Raw genomic sequence first — 17217 nt, forward strand, 5'->3', positions numbered from 1 at the left:
GAGAGATAAATTAGAGGGAATATTTTAATTTATACCACTAGTGTTGCATAAATATTGTCGCAATTTTCAGTCTGATTATCCTCCTTGTTTAGAGCCAAAAAGGTAAATACCTATTCAAAGGTGGCTCCATCCATTTGGGTTTTTTTTACAATTAGACTTGTGCGACAACAACAATTTGCTTATTAAGGGATGGCTTTCCCTTCAATCTTTCGAAGCCAGATATGGGCTGGTTTCCACAATGCAGCCCTTAAATAACGGCTAATTTGTAAGGTTTTTCGCTTACTTCTTGTTTCAAGTTGTACGAGAACATGTAGGCAAAAAACAATCAGTGCGATAAACACTTGGTTTTGAATCGCCCATTCACTTTGACCGTAGAACTTTTTGATGCTGAGATGCTGTTTGATCCATTTAAAGAACAACTCAATTGCCCATCGTGATTTATACATTTCCGATATTTCTTCGGCGCTTAAGTCAAAACGATTTGTGATTAAATGAAGTTCATTACCTTTTGAATCTATTATTTTTAGAAGTCGAAAATAGTTTTCAGCTCGGTTTTGAGTTGTACCAATCAACACCATTTGATCCGACAAAACAGATGAATCCTTGGGTAGTTTAAAATCATAAACCTCCCGTACGACTGCGTTTTTTCGTAGCCTAGAAAGAAAAAAGTAGCCTTCATCGGTCATGCGATCAAAACGCTCGTAGTCTAGATAACCTCGGTCAAACACATACATGCATTCTTTATCGTCAACCATAATCTCAAGTTGACCACGATCGTGTTCGCTTGCCGTTGTCATCACGGCTTTTTCGGGATAGGATTCTCCCTTTTCCATAAATACAAGGCGTAAGTGTAACTTTACGCCTGCCTTAGTTTTGCGGAACTTCGCCCATTTATGATTGGTCAAATTTAGTGGCAAAGTACTTGAATCAATAATTTTTAACGGCATGACAAGTTTTGTGTAGTGTGTTTTGGCGTGAATTTGTCCGACTAAATCAAGGAAAAGTCTTTGAAACAAATCTGGATTTAGACCATTTAAACGGCGCGAGAGCTGAGAAATGCTTATAGAATCAAGGTCGATTTCCTTTTGAAGATGATCATCAAAAAGGCAATCACTTAACGCATGAAGACTTTCAACTTCTTCTAATTGTGCAAAAAGTAATAGTTTTAGGAATGATTCTGTCGTTAACTTTTTCGTATAGCAATCTAATTTCAATGTTTTCACCTGTTCTTCAAATAATTGAAGATTAATTGGCGAAAACCATTGTCCAAATGAAGTTTTTCGTGTAATCTTGTCCATGAGATTGGTCCTTTTTTAGTGGATTTGGACGGGTTACCACCTGACTTATCCATTATAAAGGACTTTTTCTATGCATAAAATAATAAAAGTGAACATTTCGAGTATTTTTAATAGTGAAATTAAATTAATGCAACACTAGTGAATTTATACATTTAAAATATTTATGCAATGCAAAGTAAACGTGATACTTAAGGTATTGCGTTTTTTTGTGTAGTTTCACATTAACTGGTAATGGTGGTTTCTTCATACATCCATCTTAAATTTTAAAATAAAACTATAGATTGACGATTCTAAGCTGTTCTTTTGAATTATTTGGAAGAACGCTAGTCTATTTTATAGTAATACATCATATGTTTTTGAAGAGAAAGGGGGAAAAGTATGAATAATTCCAAAAGTCGATCATTAATTAGGTATTTACATATAACTATTCTAGGTATTATCTTAGTTTTTATTTTAATAGCTTTAATTACTACATCTTTTTTTTCTTTTAAATTGACTTCCAATAATGTTGCTAATCTACTAAATGATATAAATTCTACAGAATTGTATTTGGAATTCATTCATAGTGAGAATCATTTATTTCCCCCATCAGAAGCAAGAGAGTTTTCTCTTTCTAATTTTTTTCTACCATTATCATCAAATATCCATTTTGATGATATAAGAACATTATTGGGGAGAGAGCTACCAGCTTTAGCATTCTTTCATACAGAAATAGTCGTCGCTGAGGAAGGGACAACTATTGCAGATTTACCATTTGAATCCATTCCATCTAAGGAAATGTTAGAAAATCCAGTTGAGGTAGATGAAGAAAAGGCTGAGCAAGAGCAAAAAGAAGAACAGCCGACTAAAGAGGATCGTAATAGGGCTATAACAAAACCAAAAAATAAAACTGTATTTATTTACAATTCGCATAATTTTGAAGCTTATCTCCCATTGCTAAAAAACACAAAAAATAATGATAATGTAGTCAGTGCAGATGAACGAGCAAATGTAGTAGGAGTAAGTAGCAAGCTTTCAGAATTGCTTCAACAAGAAGGGTTAGGCGTTGAGTTAGATAAGACAAATATCAATCAGGTTATCCTTGACCGAAAATGGGACTATACTTATTCTTATACAGTTTCAAAAGAAGTAGTTGAAACGGCAATTAATAATAATGGTAATTTAAAATACTTAATTGATATACATCGTGATTCAGCTAGAAAAAAACAAACAACAGCAAATATTAACGGAAAAAACTACGCTAAACTCTTATTTATTATAGGAAAAGAAAATAAAAATTACGAGCAGAACGAGCAATTTGCAACAAAATTGCATAATGCGCTAAAGAAAAAATATCCTGGAATTTCAAAAGGTGTTTATGCAAAAGGATATGAACTAGGCAATGGGGTTTATAATCAGAATTTTTCTGATCGTGCTATTCTTTTAGAAGTCGGTGGAGTAGATAATACAAATGCAGAATTGACGCGAAGCATAGAAGCTTTTGCGGACGTCTACAGTAAATTATATTGGGAAGAAAATCAGGCTACACAACAGTAAAATAAAATGCTTAGGTGAACATAATTTTCTTCTAGGTATCTTTTCTTTGACAGAGTAATGCTTGTTACCTTAATTTTAAAATAGCACTGTTTTCTGCTGAAATTTGTATGTAGACATTGTATAGGATAGGCGAAACAGGGGGAGAAACATGAACGTTGAATTAACAAGGTTTAAAGTTAAAAAAGGTAAATCGGAGAAAGTAGAGTTGCTGCTTAATGTGTTTTTATCTTTAATGGAAGGAAACTTTATAGGAGAGAGTCCAATAGTTTAACACAAACATTTTAAATGGTAGATCAAAAAGGACACTTAGTTAGCAAGTGTCCTTTTTGATTTTAATCGATTAATACTTTATATACATGTCTTTTTCACTTATCGTTATTTAACTAATAAGAACTATTTTTCAGATGTATTACCATTATTAGCGTTCTCAGTATTTTTGCGATTTTTAACACCTTTACTTTTGTAGGGTTTATTACTCTTGGCTTTGTTTGCACTAGCTTGCCAACGATTCCATCCCTTCTTACCAGTTCCCCTGCCTGTTCCACCTTTACCTTTAGCCATTCTATCATCTCCGATTTTCTTGTGCGATTACATATCTATCAATAGTTAGTTTTATCTTTTTAGTTTGATAAAAATCATACATAATGAACTATAAGTATATAACAGAAAGATCATGATTTAAACAATAAACATATTTAAAGTTATTTGGAGATATTTTCCTTAGAGCGAACCAGTTCCTTATTAACTTTTTTTCAGGAAGGAATAAGGATCTTTGCTACAGAACTTATAAATGAATACAATATCTGATGCAAAATCGATTAAAAATAAATTATTTATAAAATGAAAGTTCATAATGAACCTACCAATACGTTTCCGAGAAGGAAAAATTGATTTTGTAGGTATTGTAAGCCAATTAATTCATGGAGGGATATCTTTGAAAATAGCACATATAACATGTAAAGGAGTAAGTGAGTTAAACGAAGATTCGTTAATAATTAATAACGATGCTCAAGTGTTTGGGGTTGCTGACGGTGTTTCTTCATTAGTACCAACAAAAGATAAAAATAATCGTACTGGTGGCTACATAGCTTCTAATGAAGTAAAAAGTTATTTTGAAACAATTAAAAATAGTAAGTCTCTTCTATCTGATGTGAAAATGATAAATGATACACTAAAAAAGAAAATGTTAAATAATAATATTAATATATTGGAGAAAGAACAGTTATGGGGAACAGCTTTAGCAGTTATAAAAGTATCGGAGAATAGCATAGAATATGTTCAGACTGGTGACTGTATGATTCTAGCGGTTTATGTAGATAACAATGAGATTAGACCATTAACACGTCTCCAAGTAAGCCATTTAGAGAAAGGTGCAATCGTAAAGTGGAAGGAGTATATAAATAAAGGAATAACGAAAAGGGATGATTTATTAACAAAAGTTAAAGATATTCTCCTTTCAAACAGGCAAAAAAGTAATTCTAAAGATGGATATGGTGTTTTAAATGGCGAACCAGAAGCCATTAACTACATAGAGTACGGGAAGATAAACCGGAATAGATTAAAGCATTTAATACTAGTAACAGACGGATTATTATTGCCAAGAGAAATAGTTCCCACTCAAATAAATTATTGGGAGTATATCACTAATTTAATTCTTGAAAAAAGTATGGAACAATATGCTTTGGAATTAATTAAGTTAGAAGATTCTGATCCAGAGTGTTTAAAATATCCAAGATTTAAAAAATCTGATGATAAAACAGGAATTGTTATTAGTTTTTAATATTCCATATGCTGATATTTAAATGTAAGTAATGATAGGCTGTTCTACTTAGTTAGATAAATGGGGGATATTATGTATAGAATTGCTATAATAACTGATATTCATGGAAATATTTACGCTTTAAATTCTGTATTAAAAGATATTAAAAAAAAATCAGTTGATTACATATATTGCCTCGGTGATATGATTGGAATAGGGCCTTTTTCAAATGAGGTTTTAAATTCTTTATTTGAATTGAATAATATTGAGATGATTACAGGTAATCACGACGAAGCTGTTTTATCACTGTTAAACAATGAACCATATCCAGAAAGTAGAATCAATGTGATACTGCATCACAAATGGATTGCGAATAAATTGAATAAAGAATATATTCCTAAATTGAAAAAACTACCTCGCATATTGAATCCTACTATTTGTGAACAAAACTTACATTTAATTCATTATCCGATGAAGCAATCATTATATGGAGTTCATATAAGTAAAGATCCATTTGATTTTACTGGTGTTCCTTCTCCAGAACATTTCTATGAATTAGATGGTTTAGATAATATATCTTTGGTCTGTTTTGGACATGACCACAATAGTCATCAATTTGTTTCTAAAGGTAAATTGTTTTATAATACTGGCTCTTTAGGTTGTTTCAATGAAGCTTTTGCCAGATATGGAATTATAGATATTAATAAGAGGGGAATTAACATTATGCAACAGTACGTTCCCTATGAATTTCATACGTATGTTGATGAGATTAGAAAAACAAATATTCCTAGGAAAGAGATAATAATTGCCTTATATGAGTGAAAATTCAAGTTTGAACAAGCCTCCGTAATCTTTCTTATGATGAGGGGAAAATTAAGAATTAGTAATGGTTTTGAAGAACGATACTCTTTAAGGGCAAAATAGGAAGCGGTACTTGTTTGTATGCTGCTGTATTAAATACAATGCCTAAGCATTTAATAGAAATAGGTACTACATTGCCAGATAATGATCTAAGATAAAAGATATAAGGGGTTAATGTATGAAGAGAGAAAAGTGTACACATGTCATAGCCATTGCGTCGGTATCAGGAGGAGGGAAAACAACAATATCTACACAGCTAACCGAAAGTTTACAATCTTCAAAAATACTATATTTTGATAATTACGATTTTGAAGGACCAGTTGACATAATAGATTGGGTAGATAGAGGAGCTAATTATGATGAATGGAATTTGACTCCCCTAATTAAAGATTTAGAAGGACTACTTAATGAATCTTTGGATTATATTGTTCTAGATTATCCGTTTGCCTATAAACATACGAAAATGAGCAAGTATATTGATAGTGCATTCTTTATCGACACTCCTTTGGATGTTGCAATGGCACGAAGAGTTACAAGAGATTTTAAGCATTCTACTGGTGAAGATATAATTTTGGAAATGAAAAATTATATCTCTTATGGTAGACGAGGTTATCTAGAAATGTTAAAAACGATAAAAGCAAATTCAGATTTCATTGTCGATGGGGCTTTACCAATATTAGATATTGTTAATGTAATCTCTAAAAAGTTAGGTGAATTGAATAGCAAGTGAAAACTTGGGAAGTAGCTTCTTCTAGAAAGGGATAATGATTGCTACTACTAAATATAATTAGTTTTGAATTCGGTATTAACTCATTCATTTCGACTGAATAGGTAAGTGGGTATTGTAAATCGACTTTTCGCAGTATCGCTTCTAAGTCAACGATAGTTTCTAATAGAGGTGTCTAACCGGATTAACCCCCGAATTTTGGACAATAACTCTCTTATTCTTTCATTTCCTCAGTTTTTTATTTTATAGATTTCTTTCATTATTCTTCAAAAAGGCCATGTTGCTTGACATGGAGCCTCTGCGGGCATGATTCTCCTGCCAAGAAGCCAGCTGTTTTACAACATTGGCATCGCCGAACGAGGCTATCATGCCCGCCACTCCAAATCAAGCTGATGCTTTGAATGAATACATCCATTACACCCGAACCTCCTTGATCACCAATGAATCTTGTTTTTGATAGAATTCCTTTGGTGACAAATCTAGTATACTAGAATGCATACGTCTCTCGTTGTAGAACTCCATAAAATTCATGACTTCTTGATATGCTTCTGTGTAGGTTTCAAACTGCCATCTGGATAGGCAATCGTCCTCAAAAATGCGATGGAAAGACTCAATATGAGCATTCATATTTGGTGTTCTTGGTGGAATTCTTTCGTGCTCAATTTTGGAATCTTCACAAAACTTTTCAAAAGTATGGGAAATAAACTGCGGTCCATTGTCTGTTCGGATTACAGGTTTTTCCAATTCATCATATTGTTGGCGTTTTAATAATGCCCTTTTCAGTGTCTGTTTGACATCATCTCCAGTGCAGCTTAATCCCATATGATAGGTAATGATGCCCCTGTCATAAACATCGATGATGGACATGACAAAGAAAAAGCGATCCTCACCTTCGATAAAGCCATATTTAATGTCAGCTTCCCATAGCTGATTAGATCTTGTAATAATGCGATTTCTTGCTAGTTTCCTAGGGTATGAGACTTTCTTTTGGCGCTGTGGGCGTAAGATGCCCAATTCTTTACAAATCCGGTATACTTTTTTCTTGTTAATTTTAAGTTTGTATTTTCGCCTTAAGACCTTAGTGAGTTTGCGATAACCATAGTTATAGCAATCACCGGCAATCTCTTCTAGTAGAAATTCTTTAATCTGTTCGTCTGATATCTTTTGACCGTCCTCTTGGATCGAATAACCTGGTGCTGGACGTCCCTCACTTACTTTTTTCTCCTCAACACGATAATTCTTTTGATAATAGTATGTGGATCGAGGAATACCTATGATTTTAAGCACCTTTGAAATCGAGTAGCCTTTTTGAATCCATTTGTTAGCTACTTCATGCTTTTCAGCAAGTGAGGGTTTTTCTTTTTTATAAGATCCCTCAGGATCGCTATTTCAAGGTCTTTTTCACCTAATAACATTTTAAGTTTTTCATTTTCTTTGGATAATTCTTTGGAGTCTATATCTGGCAGCACAGCCACATCTACTTCACCAAATTTACCATCTTTGTATTCACGAACCCAGCGACTAACCATATTGGGATTCAGATCATACCGGCGAGCTACAAGGGTATTCTTCCCTGTGTCTTGGGCTTCCTTGATGACTTGTAATTTAAATTCTTTAGAATGTTTTATTCGTTTCATGATGTCAGCCTCCTTGGTACATTAAGCAGTATAATAAATATTACTCTTATTGTCCAAGTTCATTTTGGGGCTTATGAGTAACAAGTTCCTAGTCCATTTATTCATAAATTACTCCTTACTTTTTCATTTAATAGTTCATACAAGCACTAAAGATTTGTCCATGAGTGGTTTAAATTAATCCTCGCTTTCATATAATCGATAGAAGACGAATGGAGGAGATAGTGATGAGTCTTTTTGGAGTATTTCTCATTATTGTGTTAACTGTACTTGTTGACTACTTTTTATTAGACGTGAATAAAAAAAGATGGGGATGGATGAAAAATTGGACTAACCTGAGCAAAGGTTTATTTTTTACAGGTTTTATCATAGCTTTAGTGTTGATATACATTAGATTAAGTAATAAATATTTTTAGATTTTGAACTATAAAAAGAGGAACTTGTTTTGTTATTTATGCGAAGGAGAAAGGCGTGTAAAATGAATTAGGAATGGGACGAGATTATTAAAAATGGCTGGATCTATCCATAAGAGGAACGTAGAAAAAGAAACCCAAAAGAGCCTGTTTGCTTTTGGGTTTCAATAAAGGGGCCTTACAGATTGCCAGCATTTATTCTTATTTTATTTGTTGGTATCCATATCCTTCCATTAATTTCTTAACAGATTCTAATGAATAGGTTTTATCGTATGTATCGAAGTATTCATTGATTTCCGTTACATTCGCTTGATTATTTTCATCAAGAATGATGTCCGTATAGCCGAATACAGCGGTGAAAGTATCATTTAATGCACCATCCATATCATATTCTTTAATTGTATAGATATTTACTAACGTACCATTGCTTGGTGCGCTGCTAGACCAATTAGAAGAATCATTATCTCTCACGTATTGTCTATAGTATGTATTTTCTTTTTTTATTTCATATTTATAGTATCCAAAAGAGGAATCTGCATATTGTCGATTAATACCTTCGCTAATTAAGCGCTCTATATCTTCTAAATTAGCGATGTCTTCTGGCTTTTCGGCAACTTCTGCTAATCCCGTAGCTTCAAATTTTGCGCTACCTTTGCCTGTTAAAATATAGCCTAAAGAAGCCAATGAATTTTTAGAGTCTTCATCTAAAGCAACTTCCACCATATCCCCATTTTTTATTTCACCATCTTGCTTAGATTCAAATCCCAAGCTACTTAAATCTCCATCAAAGGTTGTATCAATTTGAATTTCTCCTCGTCCACTAACACCAGAGAAATTAACAACCACATTTTTATCAATTTCTTCATCACTCAATTTACCTGGTTCTTCAAGTCCTGACACTTTAACTTTCATTTCATCTTTAGATTTAATCTTTTCTGCTTTGTCTTTATCTAATTTTATATGAACAACAATTTCATCCCCATTAGATAAGTCACTTTCTTTATCTAGTGTAATAGTAAAGGAAGAAAGCATTTTATCAATCTCTGCGAGTGTTTCCATATTAAGGTTTAAATAATCATCCGATATTTCAAACACATCATTAATTAGCTTATCCTCATTTACAGAGTACGAAGCGTTTCCCATTGTATCATAACCATCAAAATTTACTTCAATGTAGTCAGTTAACTCTGCCTTTGATCCACATCCAGTAAGGATAAATATAATTCCTAAGCATAAAGCTAATAAATACAAATTCTTCTTTTTCATTTCCTAACTCCTTTTTATTCCTTTGTGTCTAGATATTTCTTTGAAAGAACAACAAGAATAGCCTAACTAGAACTTTTTAACTATCAACTTTTAGAATCTGTAGGGTCCCAATATCTATTATTTCGGCAAATTTATACAATTTATTAGCAAAAAATACTAATTAATTGTTATATTGATGCTTAAACGTTTAATTTTATTTTCAGCTCGGACATGTTTAGTTCAAATATAATAAAAAGATTGTATAAAGTATGTTACTATCAATTTAAATATTGTAATATTTTTCCTGATTGCAATTAAAATTTTTCAAATCGAAATGAAAGTATTGAATATAGACGAATATATAAATCTCTCTTTTTTATAATCACTATTTACTAAAAAATTATAATTTGATGCAAAATCCTAATATAAATTTTATTAGTGGATTTTGCAATTGATGAGAAATACTACTTATCTAAAATCATCCCGATTATTAATAATGGTAAAAAAATTTAAAAATAGAACTTTTTCAAAATAGAAATCGTCTAAATTATAAAAAATTGATTGTGAGGAGCTTTATGATTGAAAGGGTAGATGACTCTCATTCTGAATTATTAACAGATATGAATCGGGAGGAAAAATTAAAATGGTTAATGAAAACCTATGGAAATGATGTTGTAAGAATTGCTTTTTCTTATTTAAAACAAAAACAGCTTGCGGAAGATGTGGCACAAGAAGTGTTTATCAAATGCTATGAGAAAATGGATACCTTTCGAAACGACTCTTCCTATAAAACGTGGCTTATAAGAATTACAGTGAATCGGTGTAAAGATGTTAGGAAGAGTAGGTATTTTAAAAATTTATTTATGATGGACTATTCTATATCCAATTATGCCAATTCCTCGCTGCAATTACATGATGTAGAGAAGGAGGATAGTGGAATTTCTCAAAGTATCGTTAAGTTACCAATTAAATTAAGAGAGGTAATTATCTTATTTTATTATCAAGATTTAACGATAGATGAAATATCTTCTTTATTAAAGGTTAAGCCCAATACAGTAAAAACTAGATTGCATCGTGCCCGTATAAAACTAAAAGAATCCTTTGAAGGAGGGGAGTAATTAATGAAAAATAACTTCGATAATTTAAAGAAGGAATTGGATAATACACTCTTTCATGATGTGTATTTTGATGATAATCAATATAAAAAAGTTTTAAATTCGATAGCAAGTAGTAAAAAGAATAGGGAATTTTACCCGTTTAAAAAACGGTTGAATGTCATTTTTTCAAGTTCAGTAATCTGTTTGTTATTTACTGGAATTATGTATTTTATAGGAATTGAACTAAATTTATTTAATGGAATACATAATAAACAGGCGAATTATATAGTGAAAAGTAAGAATGAGTTGCCGAATGAGGACTCTAAATATATTCCAGCAAAGCAAGAAGAAAACGATAAGGATATGACGAAAGAAGAAATTCTTACTAAAATGCTAAATACAGTAGACAATTTTGAAACTGCTCGTGGAGAATATATCATACATTATGCTAATATCCCAAGTAATGCAACGATAGAATATACAGTTAGTTTAAAAAATCACAGAGGTGGATTTGGTATAAGAACCGATATAGTAAATGGAGAAAAGACTGTTTCATCTGAATATTTTACTAAGGATGCATTATGGTTGGTATCTGAACAAACGAAGACTTATAGGGAATTGGGATATGTAGAAAATGATAATACAGGTAAGGAACTAAAACTGGAAGATGCATTTTCAAAAGATAGCAACGGGGTTAATGTTACCAATTATCGGGAGAGTATTCCATTTGGATTAGCAAATGAAACATTATTTCCATATGAAATAGCATCTAACTATACAAGAGACTTAGATACATGGGAAATTGAAAAGCAAAATGAAGAACTACTAGGACATAATACTCTAGTCATTAAGGGAGAAATAAGCAGAGCAGATTTTCAGTCATTCCGTTTTTGGGTGGATAAAGATACAGGCATCTTAGTTAAATATGAAACTTACAATGAAAAAGAAGAAGTAGTGGATTATTTGCATCCTAAAAAACTAGAGGTAAATGTTCCTATTGATAGTGAGAAATTTACCCCAAATTTAGTTGGATATGTAAATGAAGATGAATCTAAACAAAATCTTCCAAGAATGAAAACAGGCAATATTGATGAACTGGTTCCTGCACAATTAAAACAACAATGGGAGGAAGCAAAAAATTCATCAAATGAAACAACAATACTTCCTTTTGGTGATTCGGTATATATTTATCCTAAAAAAGGATATCTAGTGAATTATATAGAGGTTAATGGGAATAATGGAACACTATACTTGGCTAAGACTTCGAATCTAAAGTCAAGCGGAACTTTTCCGGCCTTGGCTGAAGGATATAAAGTGAAAAATCTTAAAATAGTTTATGAAGATGAATAAGCAATATGTTTAAATTATTTGGCAATATCGAGTATATATGATAGTTGAGTACAACTGTTGTAATAAAAGATAACAAAAGTTACTGTTTTCAAAAAAAACTTGGAGATTGGTCCGCACATATATCGGCAAATAATTTCAGTTTCTATAAAAAGTATGGTTTGAAGTAAGAGATATTAAAAAAATGACATAAGTATGTATTAATATATCCAAGCACGGAAAGGTCGGCATAGGTGAGTAGCTAATATAATTAAATTAAATGATTGGGGGGAATAGGGTGAATATAGAGAAAATAATAAAAGAGCTTCAACAGAATAATATTCTTTCTACCAAACAAATAAACTATGAACAATTGAATGGTGGTACTGTTAGTGAGTTGTATCTTTTACATAATAATGGAAAGAAATATGTCGTTAAATCAAATGATTCGCAAGTAATTAAATCTGAGGCGAATTTTCTTGATACTTACAAGGATTTAAACTTCTTGCCTCAACTTCTCTTTGTTGAAGAATCATTTAACTATTTCGTTTATTCATTTATAAATGGTTCTACTAACTATAGTAAAAAAAATAAAAAAGACATGCTCTGTGTGCTTGTTAATGAACTTATTAATAATTATAGGCCTATTAGTCAGTATATAGGATGGGGATGGGCAGACGAACCAACCGCTTCTTGGAGGAGTTTTCTGATGACAGAAATCTTAGAGGCGAATAAAATAATAGGTTCTCAATTAAGTAGGAATGATTTTAACTTAATCCAAAACTTAGTTAAAAAGAATGGCAATGACCATATCCCATTTTTACTACACGGTGATTGTGGGGTTCATAATTTTATTTTTAACAATGGAAGGTTGACTGGTGTGATTGATCCCACTCCTGTTATTGGAGACCCTATTTATGATCTAATCTATGCCTTTTGCTCATCACCAGATGATTTAACAAAAGCAACACTCGATACAGCGGCAAGCCAATTAGTTGTTATTAATAGAAATATTTCTAATCTATATGAACAATTGCTTATTGGTTTATTTCTTAGAATTGGATCATGTGTTAAGCATCACCCTGATGATATCGGTGCATATTTAAAAGCATGGGAATATTGGAAGCGTATCGTAATAAGATAGTTTTGCATATATAGGGAATTAGGCGATAATATTTTATTATTAGTGGCTACCCTGCCAGAAGAGTTTAATATGATAAATAATAAATTATTGGAAGATGTGATGATTAATTTAAAAATTAATATTAAAAAAATGAAGATACCTCTCATATGTTACATTGGGATAATAGAGAGACAGTTGTTAATGAAATAAAAAGGTTTTTTACTAAAACCTTATAAAGCTGTGGTAATGGAAAGCGTAAAAACCATCTTAAATTGCGATAAAGGCGTCTTACAAGTACATATCATTCGATTCGAAAAGGATGCTCATTGGGTATCCTTTTTCCTTTCAATTTATAAAGTAGTATTTAAAACATCCAACAAAGGAAAAATAAATTTTAGAAAAATTTTCTAGTTAATTCCAAAAAAAGAGTTATAATGTACCTAGAATAAAAATATAAGGAGTTAATATGGAATTTATAACGACGAAGGTAGTAATCATATCTATTTTATTATTGATCATTACAATGGTAGAAACATTGGCTTATTCTACTAGAATATCTGGTACAAGAGTGAGGCTAATTGCTACTGCAATTTCTTTGTTCAGTACAATGGTTATTGTTTCACGGTTTTCTACTATGTTTCAACAGCCATTAACAGCAAAACTTATAGCAGAAGTTCCGAAAGGGGTAGATAAATTTGCTTTTATAGCTGGGCAATATAGGATTTTACTTGGAGTAACATCTATTGGAGTACTGCTTGGAATCTTGCTGTTCCCTACGTTTATTAATATTTTTTCACGAGCAATTGTTCAACTGGCAAACGAGCGAGGGTCTATGCTAGCTCTTTTTTCAAAGTTATTCAAACAAAATGGTTTTATAAAGCTTATAAGCTGTATAAAAATGCCGAGAATATCCTATCTTAAGGGGATTACGCTAGAGACTATTCCCAAACGACTATTTATTATGAATATCCTTATTTCTGCTATTTTTACAACAGGCGTTATTTCTTCAATGTATGCTTCCATTTTAGTTCCAGATGATATGCGGCAAGCTGCATCGATGTCATCAGGTGTTATTAATGGGATTGCGACAATCATCTTGACCTTATTTATTGATCCGAAAGCATCCGTTTTAGCTGATCGAGTGATGAAAAAACAAACAGATTACATTTATTTGAAGAGCTATTCTTTAACAATGGTTAGCTCCAAATTTATTGGTACGATAGTAGCTCAACTTCTGTTTTTACCTGCAGCATATTATGTAGCCTGGTTTGCAGAGTGGATTTAACTTTTTGAGTGAAAATAGGAAGGGGAGTAGGATGAAGAATCATTTAATTGCTATGTCGATTTTTAGGCTTTAGCCGAGAACCCTCGTGACTCAGTCATGAGATGAATCGGCTTCGGACAAGGGTTAGCTTCTGCTAACTCAATTGTCCGACATTCTCTTTTTTGGCTAAAATCACATATGATGTTTGAAAAAAGAATGAAATGTGCAACAAATTACATTCACGCCATACATCACCCATCAAGGTGGATGGCGAGCTACGATTGAAGGGGTTAGAACTGCTTCATCTGTTCGGGGAAAAGGAGTAGGTACTAAAATGATCTATTGGGCAATCGAGCGTGCCAAAGAACGAGGGTGTCATTTAATTCAGCTTACGACTGACAAACAAAGAGCAGATGCCTTGCGTTTTTATGAACGATTAGGCTTTCAAGCAACACATGAAGGAATGAAGATGAAACTGTAGCATGAAAATTTGGAGGAAACAGAACGGGGTTAAGCAAAGTCCAGTATATGTTTTAACTAATACTTTTCTTTTTTCATAAGCTCCACATTACTTCTTACTAACTAATTTATCTCAATCATGAGCTAAGATGGTTGCTTCAACCAACCATCTTCTACATTACTCACCGTTTTTAATGTTGCAAATGCAACAAAAATAAGTTATATTCAACGTAAGTAATTTTTGTTGTAAATGCGATAATAAAAAGGAGCAAATCATGAAAGAAATTCTTCGCGAAATTGGAATGATCGCACGGGCCTTAGATTCTATTAGTAATATTGAATTTAAAGAATTTGATCTTACAAAGGGGCAGTACTTGTATGTTGTGAGAATATGTGAAAACCCAGGGATTATCCAAGAAAAATTAGCAGAAATGATAAAAGTAGATCGAACAACCGCTGCACGCGCGATAAGCAAACTGGAGATTAATGGTTTCATTGAGAAGAAAAATGATCAACACAATAAAAAAATTAAAAAACTCTTTCCAACAGAGAGAGGCAAAAAAGTTTATCCTTTTATAAAAAGAGAAAACGAGTATTCAAATAATGTTGCATTAGAGGGTTTTTCTGAATCAGAGATAGAAGTGATATTTACTTTACTTCAAAGAGTAAGAAAAAATGTCGAAAAAGATTGGGATACAGTAAAGAAAGGAAACAAGAGGAATTATTGATTAAATATATAGTAGGGAGCTATTTCAATGACGATAAAGATAAAAAAGTGTAGACTTGCGGATATCGATAAACTTCAAGAAATAAGTTATCAAACATTTAATGAAACTTTTAAACATCAGAATTCATCGGAAAATTTGAAGGCTTATTTGGAAAAAGCATTCAATTTCGAACAAGTAGAAAAGGAATTATCCAATGTTTCTTCAGAATTCTATTTTGCCTGTTTTGACAATGAATTAGCTGGATATTTAAAAATTAATATAGATGATGCGCAATCTGAAAAAATCGATGATGATTCCCTTGAAATAGAAAGGATTTATGTGAAAAGTAAATTTCAAAAACATGGACTGGGAAAAATATTGCTAAATAAAGCTCTGGAAATGGCAAACAAGGAAAATAAAAAAATGGTTTGGCTTGGTGTCTGGGAAAAGAACGAAAATGCAATTAATTTTTATAAAAAAATGGGGTTCATCCAAACAGGGGCTCACTCCTTTTTTATGGGAGATGAAGAACAAACTGATCTGATCATGACGAAAATAGTGGAATAATAGTTATAAAGATGGTCAGCCATTATCTACTGACTGACCATTCTAGAATCTTAACGATACTTTGCATATTCTTTCGCTAATTCGTTTATTAACTTAGCTAAATCCATTATATCTTCTTTCGAGTTATCTTTTCCCAATGATATCCGAATAAATTCCTTTGCTTCACCATCTGCTAATCCAAGCGCCTTCATGGTTTTAGAAGGAGTATGTTTTCCAACCTGACAAGCACTTCCTGTTGATATAGCAAAGCCTCGCCGATTGCACTCAAGCATGAGCCATTGACCCTCCAATCCCTTTACTCGTAATCCAATAATTCCAGGATAATGTTCTATACATTCAAACAGTTTAATAGATTCAGCTTTAACGGTTTCTTTAAATAATGCACGAAGTTGGGAAAGTTCCTGTAAATTATCTGCTATCTTCAAGCATGTTTTTTGAGCAGCAACTGTCATACTGGCAATCCCTGCTGTATTTACGGTACCGGATCGAAAGCCTTTTTCATGACTGCCATTTGGCAAAAAGGGAATCCAAGCTGTTTGAGGATTAATATAGGCAATGCCGACTCCTTTAGGACCATAAAATTTATGTCCCGATATCGATAACCCATCAACAAATTTCGTCACTTCTGAAACGTCTATTTTTCCAAAACTTTGTACCATGTCACTATGAAAAAGAACATTGTATTTTCTACAAATAGTCCCAATTTCTTTAATAGGCTGAATGGCACCAATTTCAGAATTAACGTGCTGAATGGAAACTAGAATGGTATCTGGTCGAATAGATTGCTCTAAAAGTTGTGTATCGATTATTCCATTATCCAATAATGGGATATAAGTAATTTCATAGTCATTTACTGCTAATAATTGCATCGTACTATGAATGGAAGCATGCTCTGCAACAGATGTAATAATATGTTTTCCTTGTTTTTTTGTAGCGAGTACCAAATTTTGTATGATAAGAAAATTACTCTCCGTGCCGCCACTTGTAAAATAAACCCCATTTTTATCTGCGTTTAATAGTCTTCCCCATTCCTCGCGACAATTCTCCAAAATTTTTCCAGCTTTATCGCCCATATCATGAAGACTATTCGAATTAGCAAAGTATTTACAAGCAACGTCCACATAAACATTTGCTGCATCATTATCCAAAGGAGTAGTTGCAGCATAATCAAAATATTTCATATAAATTTCCTCCCATTATT

18 protein-coding genes and 1 pseudogene are annotated in these 17217 nt (G+C 32.3%); 12 read left to right on the forward strand and 7 right to left on the reverse strand.

Features of this window, described 5'->3' with window-relative positions; translation table 11 throughout:
* Window positions 1–182 precede the first annotated feature (182 nt).
* On the reverse strand, window positions 183–1298 hold the full coding sequence (locus HHU08_RS11525; protein WP_169188508.1) for an IS4 family transposase: 1116 nt from the start codon (window positions 1296–1298) through the stop codon (window positions 183–185).
* 378 nt (window positions 1299–1676) lie between these two features.
* Here HHU08_RS11525 and spoIIP point away from each other — a divergent pair, with 378 nt between their 5' ends.
* A complete protein-coding gene (gene spoIIP / locus HHU08_RS11530) occupies window positions 1677–2834 on the forward strand; it encodes a stage II sporulation protein P (protein ID WP_101731297.1) in 1158 nt (385 codons plus the stop codon).
* Window positions 2835–2982: 148 nt separating this feature from the next.
* Window positions 2983–3105 (forward strand): hypothetical protein, encoded by a 123-nt coding sequence (locus HHU08_RS25455; RefSeq protein ID WP_263479867.1) that lies wholly within the window; start codon window positions 2983–2985, stop codon window positions 3103–3105.
* 122 nt (window positions 3106–3227) lie between these two features.
* Here the strand turns inward: HHU08_RS25455 and HHU08_RS11535 are convergent, their stop codons facing one another.
* Window positions 3228–3395 (reverse strand): DUF3934 family protein, encoded by a 168-nt coding sequence (locus HHU08_RS11535; protein WP_084668780.1) that lies wholly within the window; start codon window positions 3393–3395, stop codon window positions 3228–3230.
* Between the two features lie 292 nt (window positions 3396–3687).
* On the opposite strand from HHU08_RS11535, the gene HHU08_RS11540 reads away from it, so the two are divergent.
* The 3 genes from HHU08_RS11540 (at window position 3688) to HHU08_RS11550 (ending at window position 6184) form a co-directional block, all read left to right on the forward strand.
* Window positions 3688–4614, forward strand: coding sequence for a protein phosphatase 2C domain-containing protein (locus tag HHU08_RS11540; protein WP_016204976.1), 927 nt, complete (start codon window positions 3688–3690; stop codon window positions 4612–4614).
* 72 nt (window positions 4615–4686) lie between these two features.
* The gene (locus HHU08_RS11545; protein WP_169188509.1) at window positions 4687–5415 is read left to right on the forward strand and encodes a metallophosphoesterase family protein; all 729 of its coding nucleotides are present in this window, start codon (window positions 4687–4689) and stop codon (window positions 5413–5415) included.
* A 217-nt stretch (window positions 5416–5632) separates the two neighbouring features.
* On the forward strand, window positions 5633–6184 hold the full coding sequence (locus tag HHU08_RS11550) for a nucleoside/nucleotide kinase family protein (protein WP_169188510.1): 552 nt from the start codon (window positions 5633–5635) through the stop codon (window positions 6182–6184).
* 240 nt (window positions 6185–6424) lie between these two features.
* Here the strand turns inward: HHU08_RS11550 and HHU08_RS25460 are convergent, their stop codons facing one another.
* From HHU08_RS25460 to HHU08_RS11560, 4 genes are all read right to left on the reverse strand, one after another.
* Window positions 6425–6550, reverse strand: a complete 126-nt coding sequence (locus tag HHU08_RS25460; RefSeq protein ID WP_263479876.1) for a hypothetical protein — start codon at window positions 6548–6550, stop codon at window positions 6425–6427.
* Between the two features lie 45 nt (window positions 6551–6595).
* Window positions 6596–7495 (reverse strand): IS3 family transposase, encoded by a 900-nt coding sequence (locus HHU08_RS11555; protein WP_040344397.1) that lies wholly within the window; start codon window positions 7493–7495, stop codon window positions 6596–6598.
* Between the two features lie 11 nt (window positions 7496–7506).
* Window positions 7507–7818 carry a transposase gene (locus HHU08_RS25950; protein ID WP_016205489.1) on the reverse strand — a complete coding sequence of 104 codons (312 nt, stop codon included), beginning with the start codon at window positions 7816–7818 and terminating at the stop codon, window positions 7507–7509.
* Between the two features lie 611 nt (window positions 7819–8429).
* On the reverse strand, window positions 8430–9494 hold the full coding sequence (locus HHU08_RS11560) for a hypothetical protein (RefSeq protein ID WP_169188511.1): 1065 nt from the start codon (window positions 9492–9494) through the stop codon (window positions 8430–8432).
* A gap of 554 nt (window positions 9495–10048) precedes the next feature.
* Here HHU08_RS11560 and HHU08_RS11565 point away from each other — a divergent pair.
* The 7 genes and pseudogenes from HHU08_RS11565 (at window position 10049) to HHU08_RS11595 (ending at window position 16016) form a co-directional block, all read left to right on the forward strand.
* Entirely contained in the window at window positions 10049–10591 is a 543-nt protein-coding gene (locus tag HHU08_RS11565; protein ID WP_169188512.1) for a sigma-70 family RNA polymerase sigma factor, read from the forward strand.
* Window positions 10592–10594: 3 nt separating this feature from the next.
* Window positions 10595–11920 carry a sigma-E factor regulatory protein RseB domain-containing protein gene (locus HHU08_RS11570; RefSeq protein WP_205835606.1) on the forward strand — a complete coding sequence of 442 codons (1326 nt, stop codon included), beginning with the start codon at window positions 10595–10597 and terminating at the stop codon, window positions 11918–11920.
* Window positions 11921–12194: 274 nt separating this feature from the next.
* On the forward strand, window positions 12195–13040 hold the full coding sequence (locus HHU08_RS25700; RefSeq protein ID WP_169188513.1) for a phosphotransferase: 846 nt from the start codon (window positions 12195–12197) through the stop codon (window positions 13038–13040).
* A gap of 445 nt (window positions 13041–13485) precedes the next feature.
* Window positions 13486–14304: a lipid II flippase Amj family protein gene (locus HHU08_RS11580; RefSeq protein WP_016204981.1), complete on the forward strand. Its 819-nt coding sequence runs from the start codon at window positions 13486–13488 to the stop codon at window positions 14302–14304.
* Between the two features lie 202 nt (window positions 14305–14506).
* A pseudogene (locus tag HHU08_RS11585) lies at window positions 14507–14764 on the forward strand (GNAT family N-acetyltransferase); the annotation flags it as partial.
* Between the two features lie 253 nt (window positions 14765–15017).
* Window positions 15018–15470 (forward strand): MarR family winged helix-turn-helix transcriptional regulator, encoded by a 453-nt coding sequence (locus tag HHU08_RS11590; protein ID WP_101731289.1) that lies wholly within the window; start codon window positions 15018–15020, stop codon window positions 15468–15470.
* 27 nt (window positions 15471–15497) lie between these two features.
* Window positions 15498–16016, forward strand: coding sequence for a GNAT family N-acetyltransferase (locus HHU08_RS11595; RefSeq protein WP_016204984.1), 519 nt, complete (start codon window positions 15498–15500; stop codon window positions 16014–16016).
* 50 nt (window positions 16017–16066) lie between these two features.
* Here HHU08_RS11595 and HHU08_RS11600 read toward each other — a convergent pair whose 3' ends face one another.
* Window positions 16067–17197: an IscS subfamily cysteine desulfurase gene (locus HHU08_RS11600; RefSeq protein WP_169188515.1), complete on the reverse strand. Its 1131-nt coding sequence runs from the start codon at window positions 17195–17197 to the stop codon at window positions 16067–16069.
* Window positions 17198–17217: the final 20 nt, after the last annotated feature.

This window comes from Niallia alba (assembly GCF_012933555.1).
GTDB lineage: Bacteria > Bacillota > Bacilli > Bacillales > Cytobacillaceae > Niallia > Niallia alba.

Excerpts from the sequence above, each read along its gene's own strand:
- HHU08_RS11525 (WP_169188508.1), bottom strand. The coding sequence starts at position 1,298 with ATGGACAAGATTACACGAAAAACTTCATTTGGACAATGGTTTTCGCCA.
- spoIIP (WP_101731297.1), top strand. The coding sequence starts at position 1,677 with ATGAATAATTCCAAAAGTCGATCATTAATTAGGTATTTACATATAACT.
- HHU08_RS25455 (WP_263479867.1), top strand. The coding sequence starts at position 2,983 with ATGAACGTTGAATTAACAAGGTTTAAAGTTAAAAAAGGTAAATCGGAG.
- HHU08_RS11535 (WP_084668780.1), bottom strand. The coding sequence starts at position 3,395 with ATGGCTAAAGGTAAAGGTGGAACAGGCAGGGGAACTGGTAAGAAGGGA.
- HHU08_RS11540 (WP_016204976.1), top strand. The coding sequence starts at position 3,688 with ATGAACCTACCAATACGTTTCCGAGAAGGAAAAATTGATTTTGTAGGT.
- HHU08_RS11545 (WP_169188509.1), top strand. The coding sequence starts at position 4,687 with ATGTATAGAATTGCTATAATAACTGATATTCATGGAAATATTTACGCT.
- HHU08_RS11550 (WP_169188510.1), top strand. The coding sequence starts at position 5,633 with ATGAAGAGAGAAAAGTGTACACATGTCATAGCCATTGCGTCGGTATCA.
- HHU08_RS25460 (WP_263479876.1), bottom strand. The coding sequence starts at position 6,550 with ATGATAGCCTCGTTCGGCGATGCCAATGTTGTAAAACAGCTGGCTTCT.
- HHU08_RS25950 (WP_016205489.1), bottom strand. The coding sequence starts at position 7,818 with ATGAAACGAATAAAACATTCTAAAGAATTTAAATTACAAGTCATCAAG.
- HHU08_RS11560 (WP_169188511.1), bottom strand. The coding sequence starts at position 9,494 with ATGAAAAAGAAGAATTTGTATTTATTAGCTTTATGCTTAGGAATTATA.
- HHU08_RS11565 (WP_169188512.1), top strand. The coding sequence starts at position 10,049 with ATGATTGAAAGGGTAGATGACTCTCATTCTGAATTATTAACAGATATG.
- HHU08_RS11570 (WP_205835606.1), top strand. The coding sequence starts at position 10,595 with ATGAAAAATAACTTCGATAATTTAAAGAAGGAATTGGATAATACACTC.
- HHU08_RS11580 (WP_016204981.1), top strand. The coding sequence starts at position 13,486 with ATGGAATTTATAACGACGAAGGTAGTAATCATATCTATTTTATTATTG.
- HHU08_RS11590 (WP_101731289.1), top strand. The coding sequence starts at position 15,018 with ATGAAAGAAATTCTTCGCGAAATTGGAATGATCGCACGGGCCTTAGAT.
- HHU08_RS11595 (WP_016204984.1), top strand. The coding sequence starts at position 15,498 with ATGACGATAAAGATAAAAAAGTGTAGACTTGCGGATATCGATAAACTT.
- HHU08_RS11600 (WP_169188515.1), bottom strand. The coding sequence starts at position 17,197 with ATGAAATATTTTGATTATGCTGCAACTACTCCTTTGGATAATGATGCA.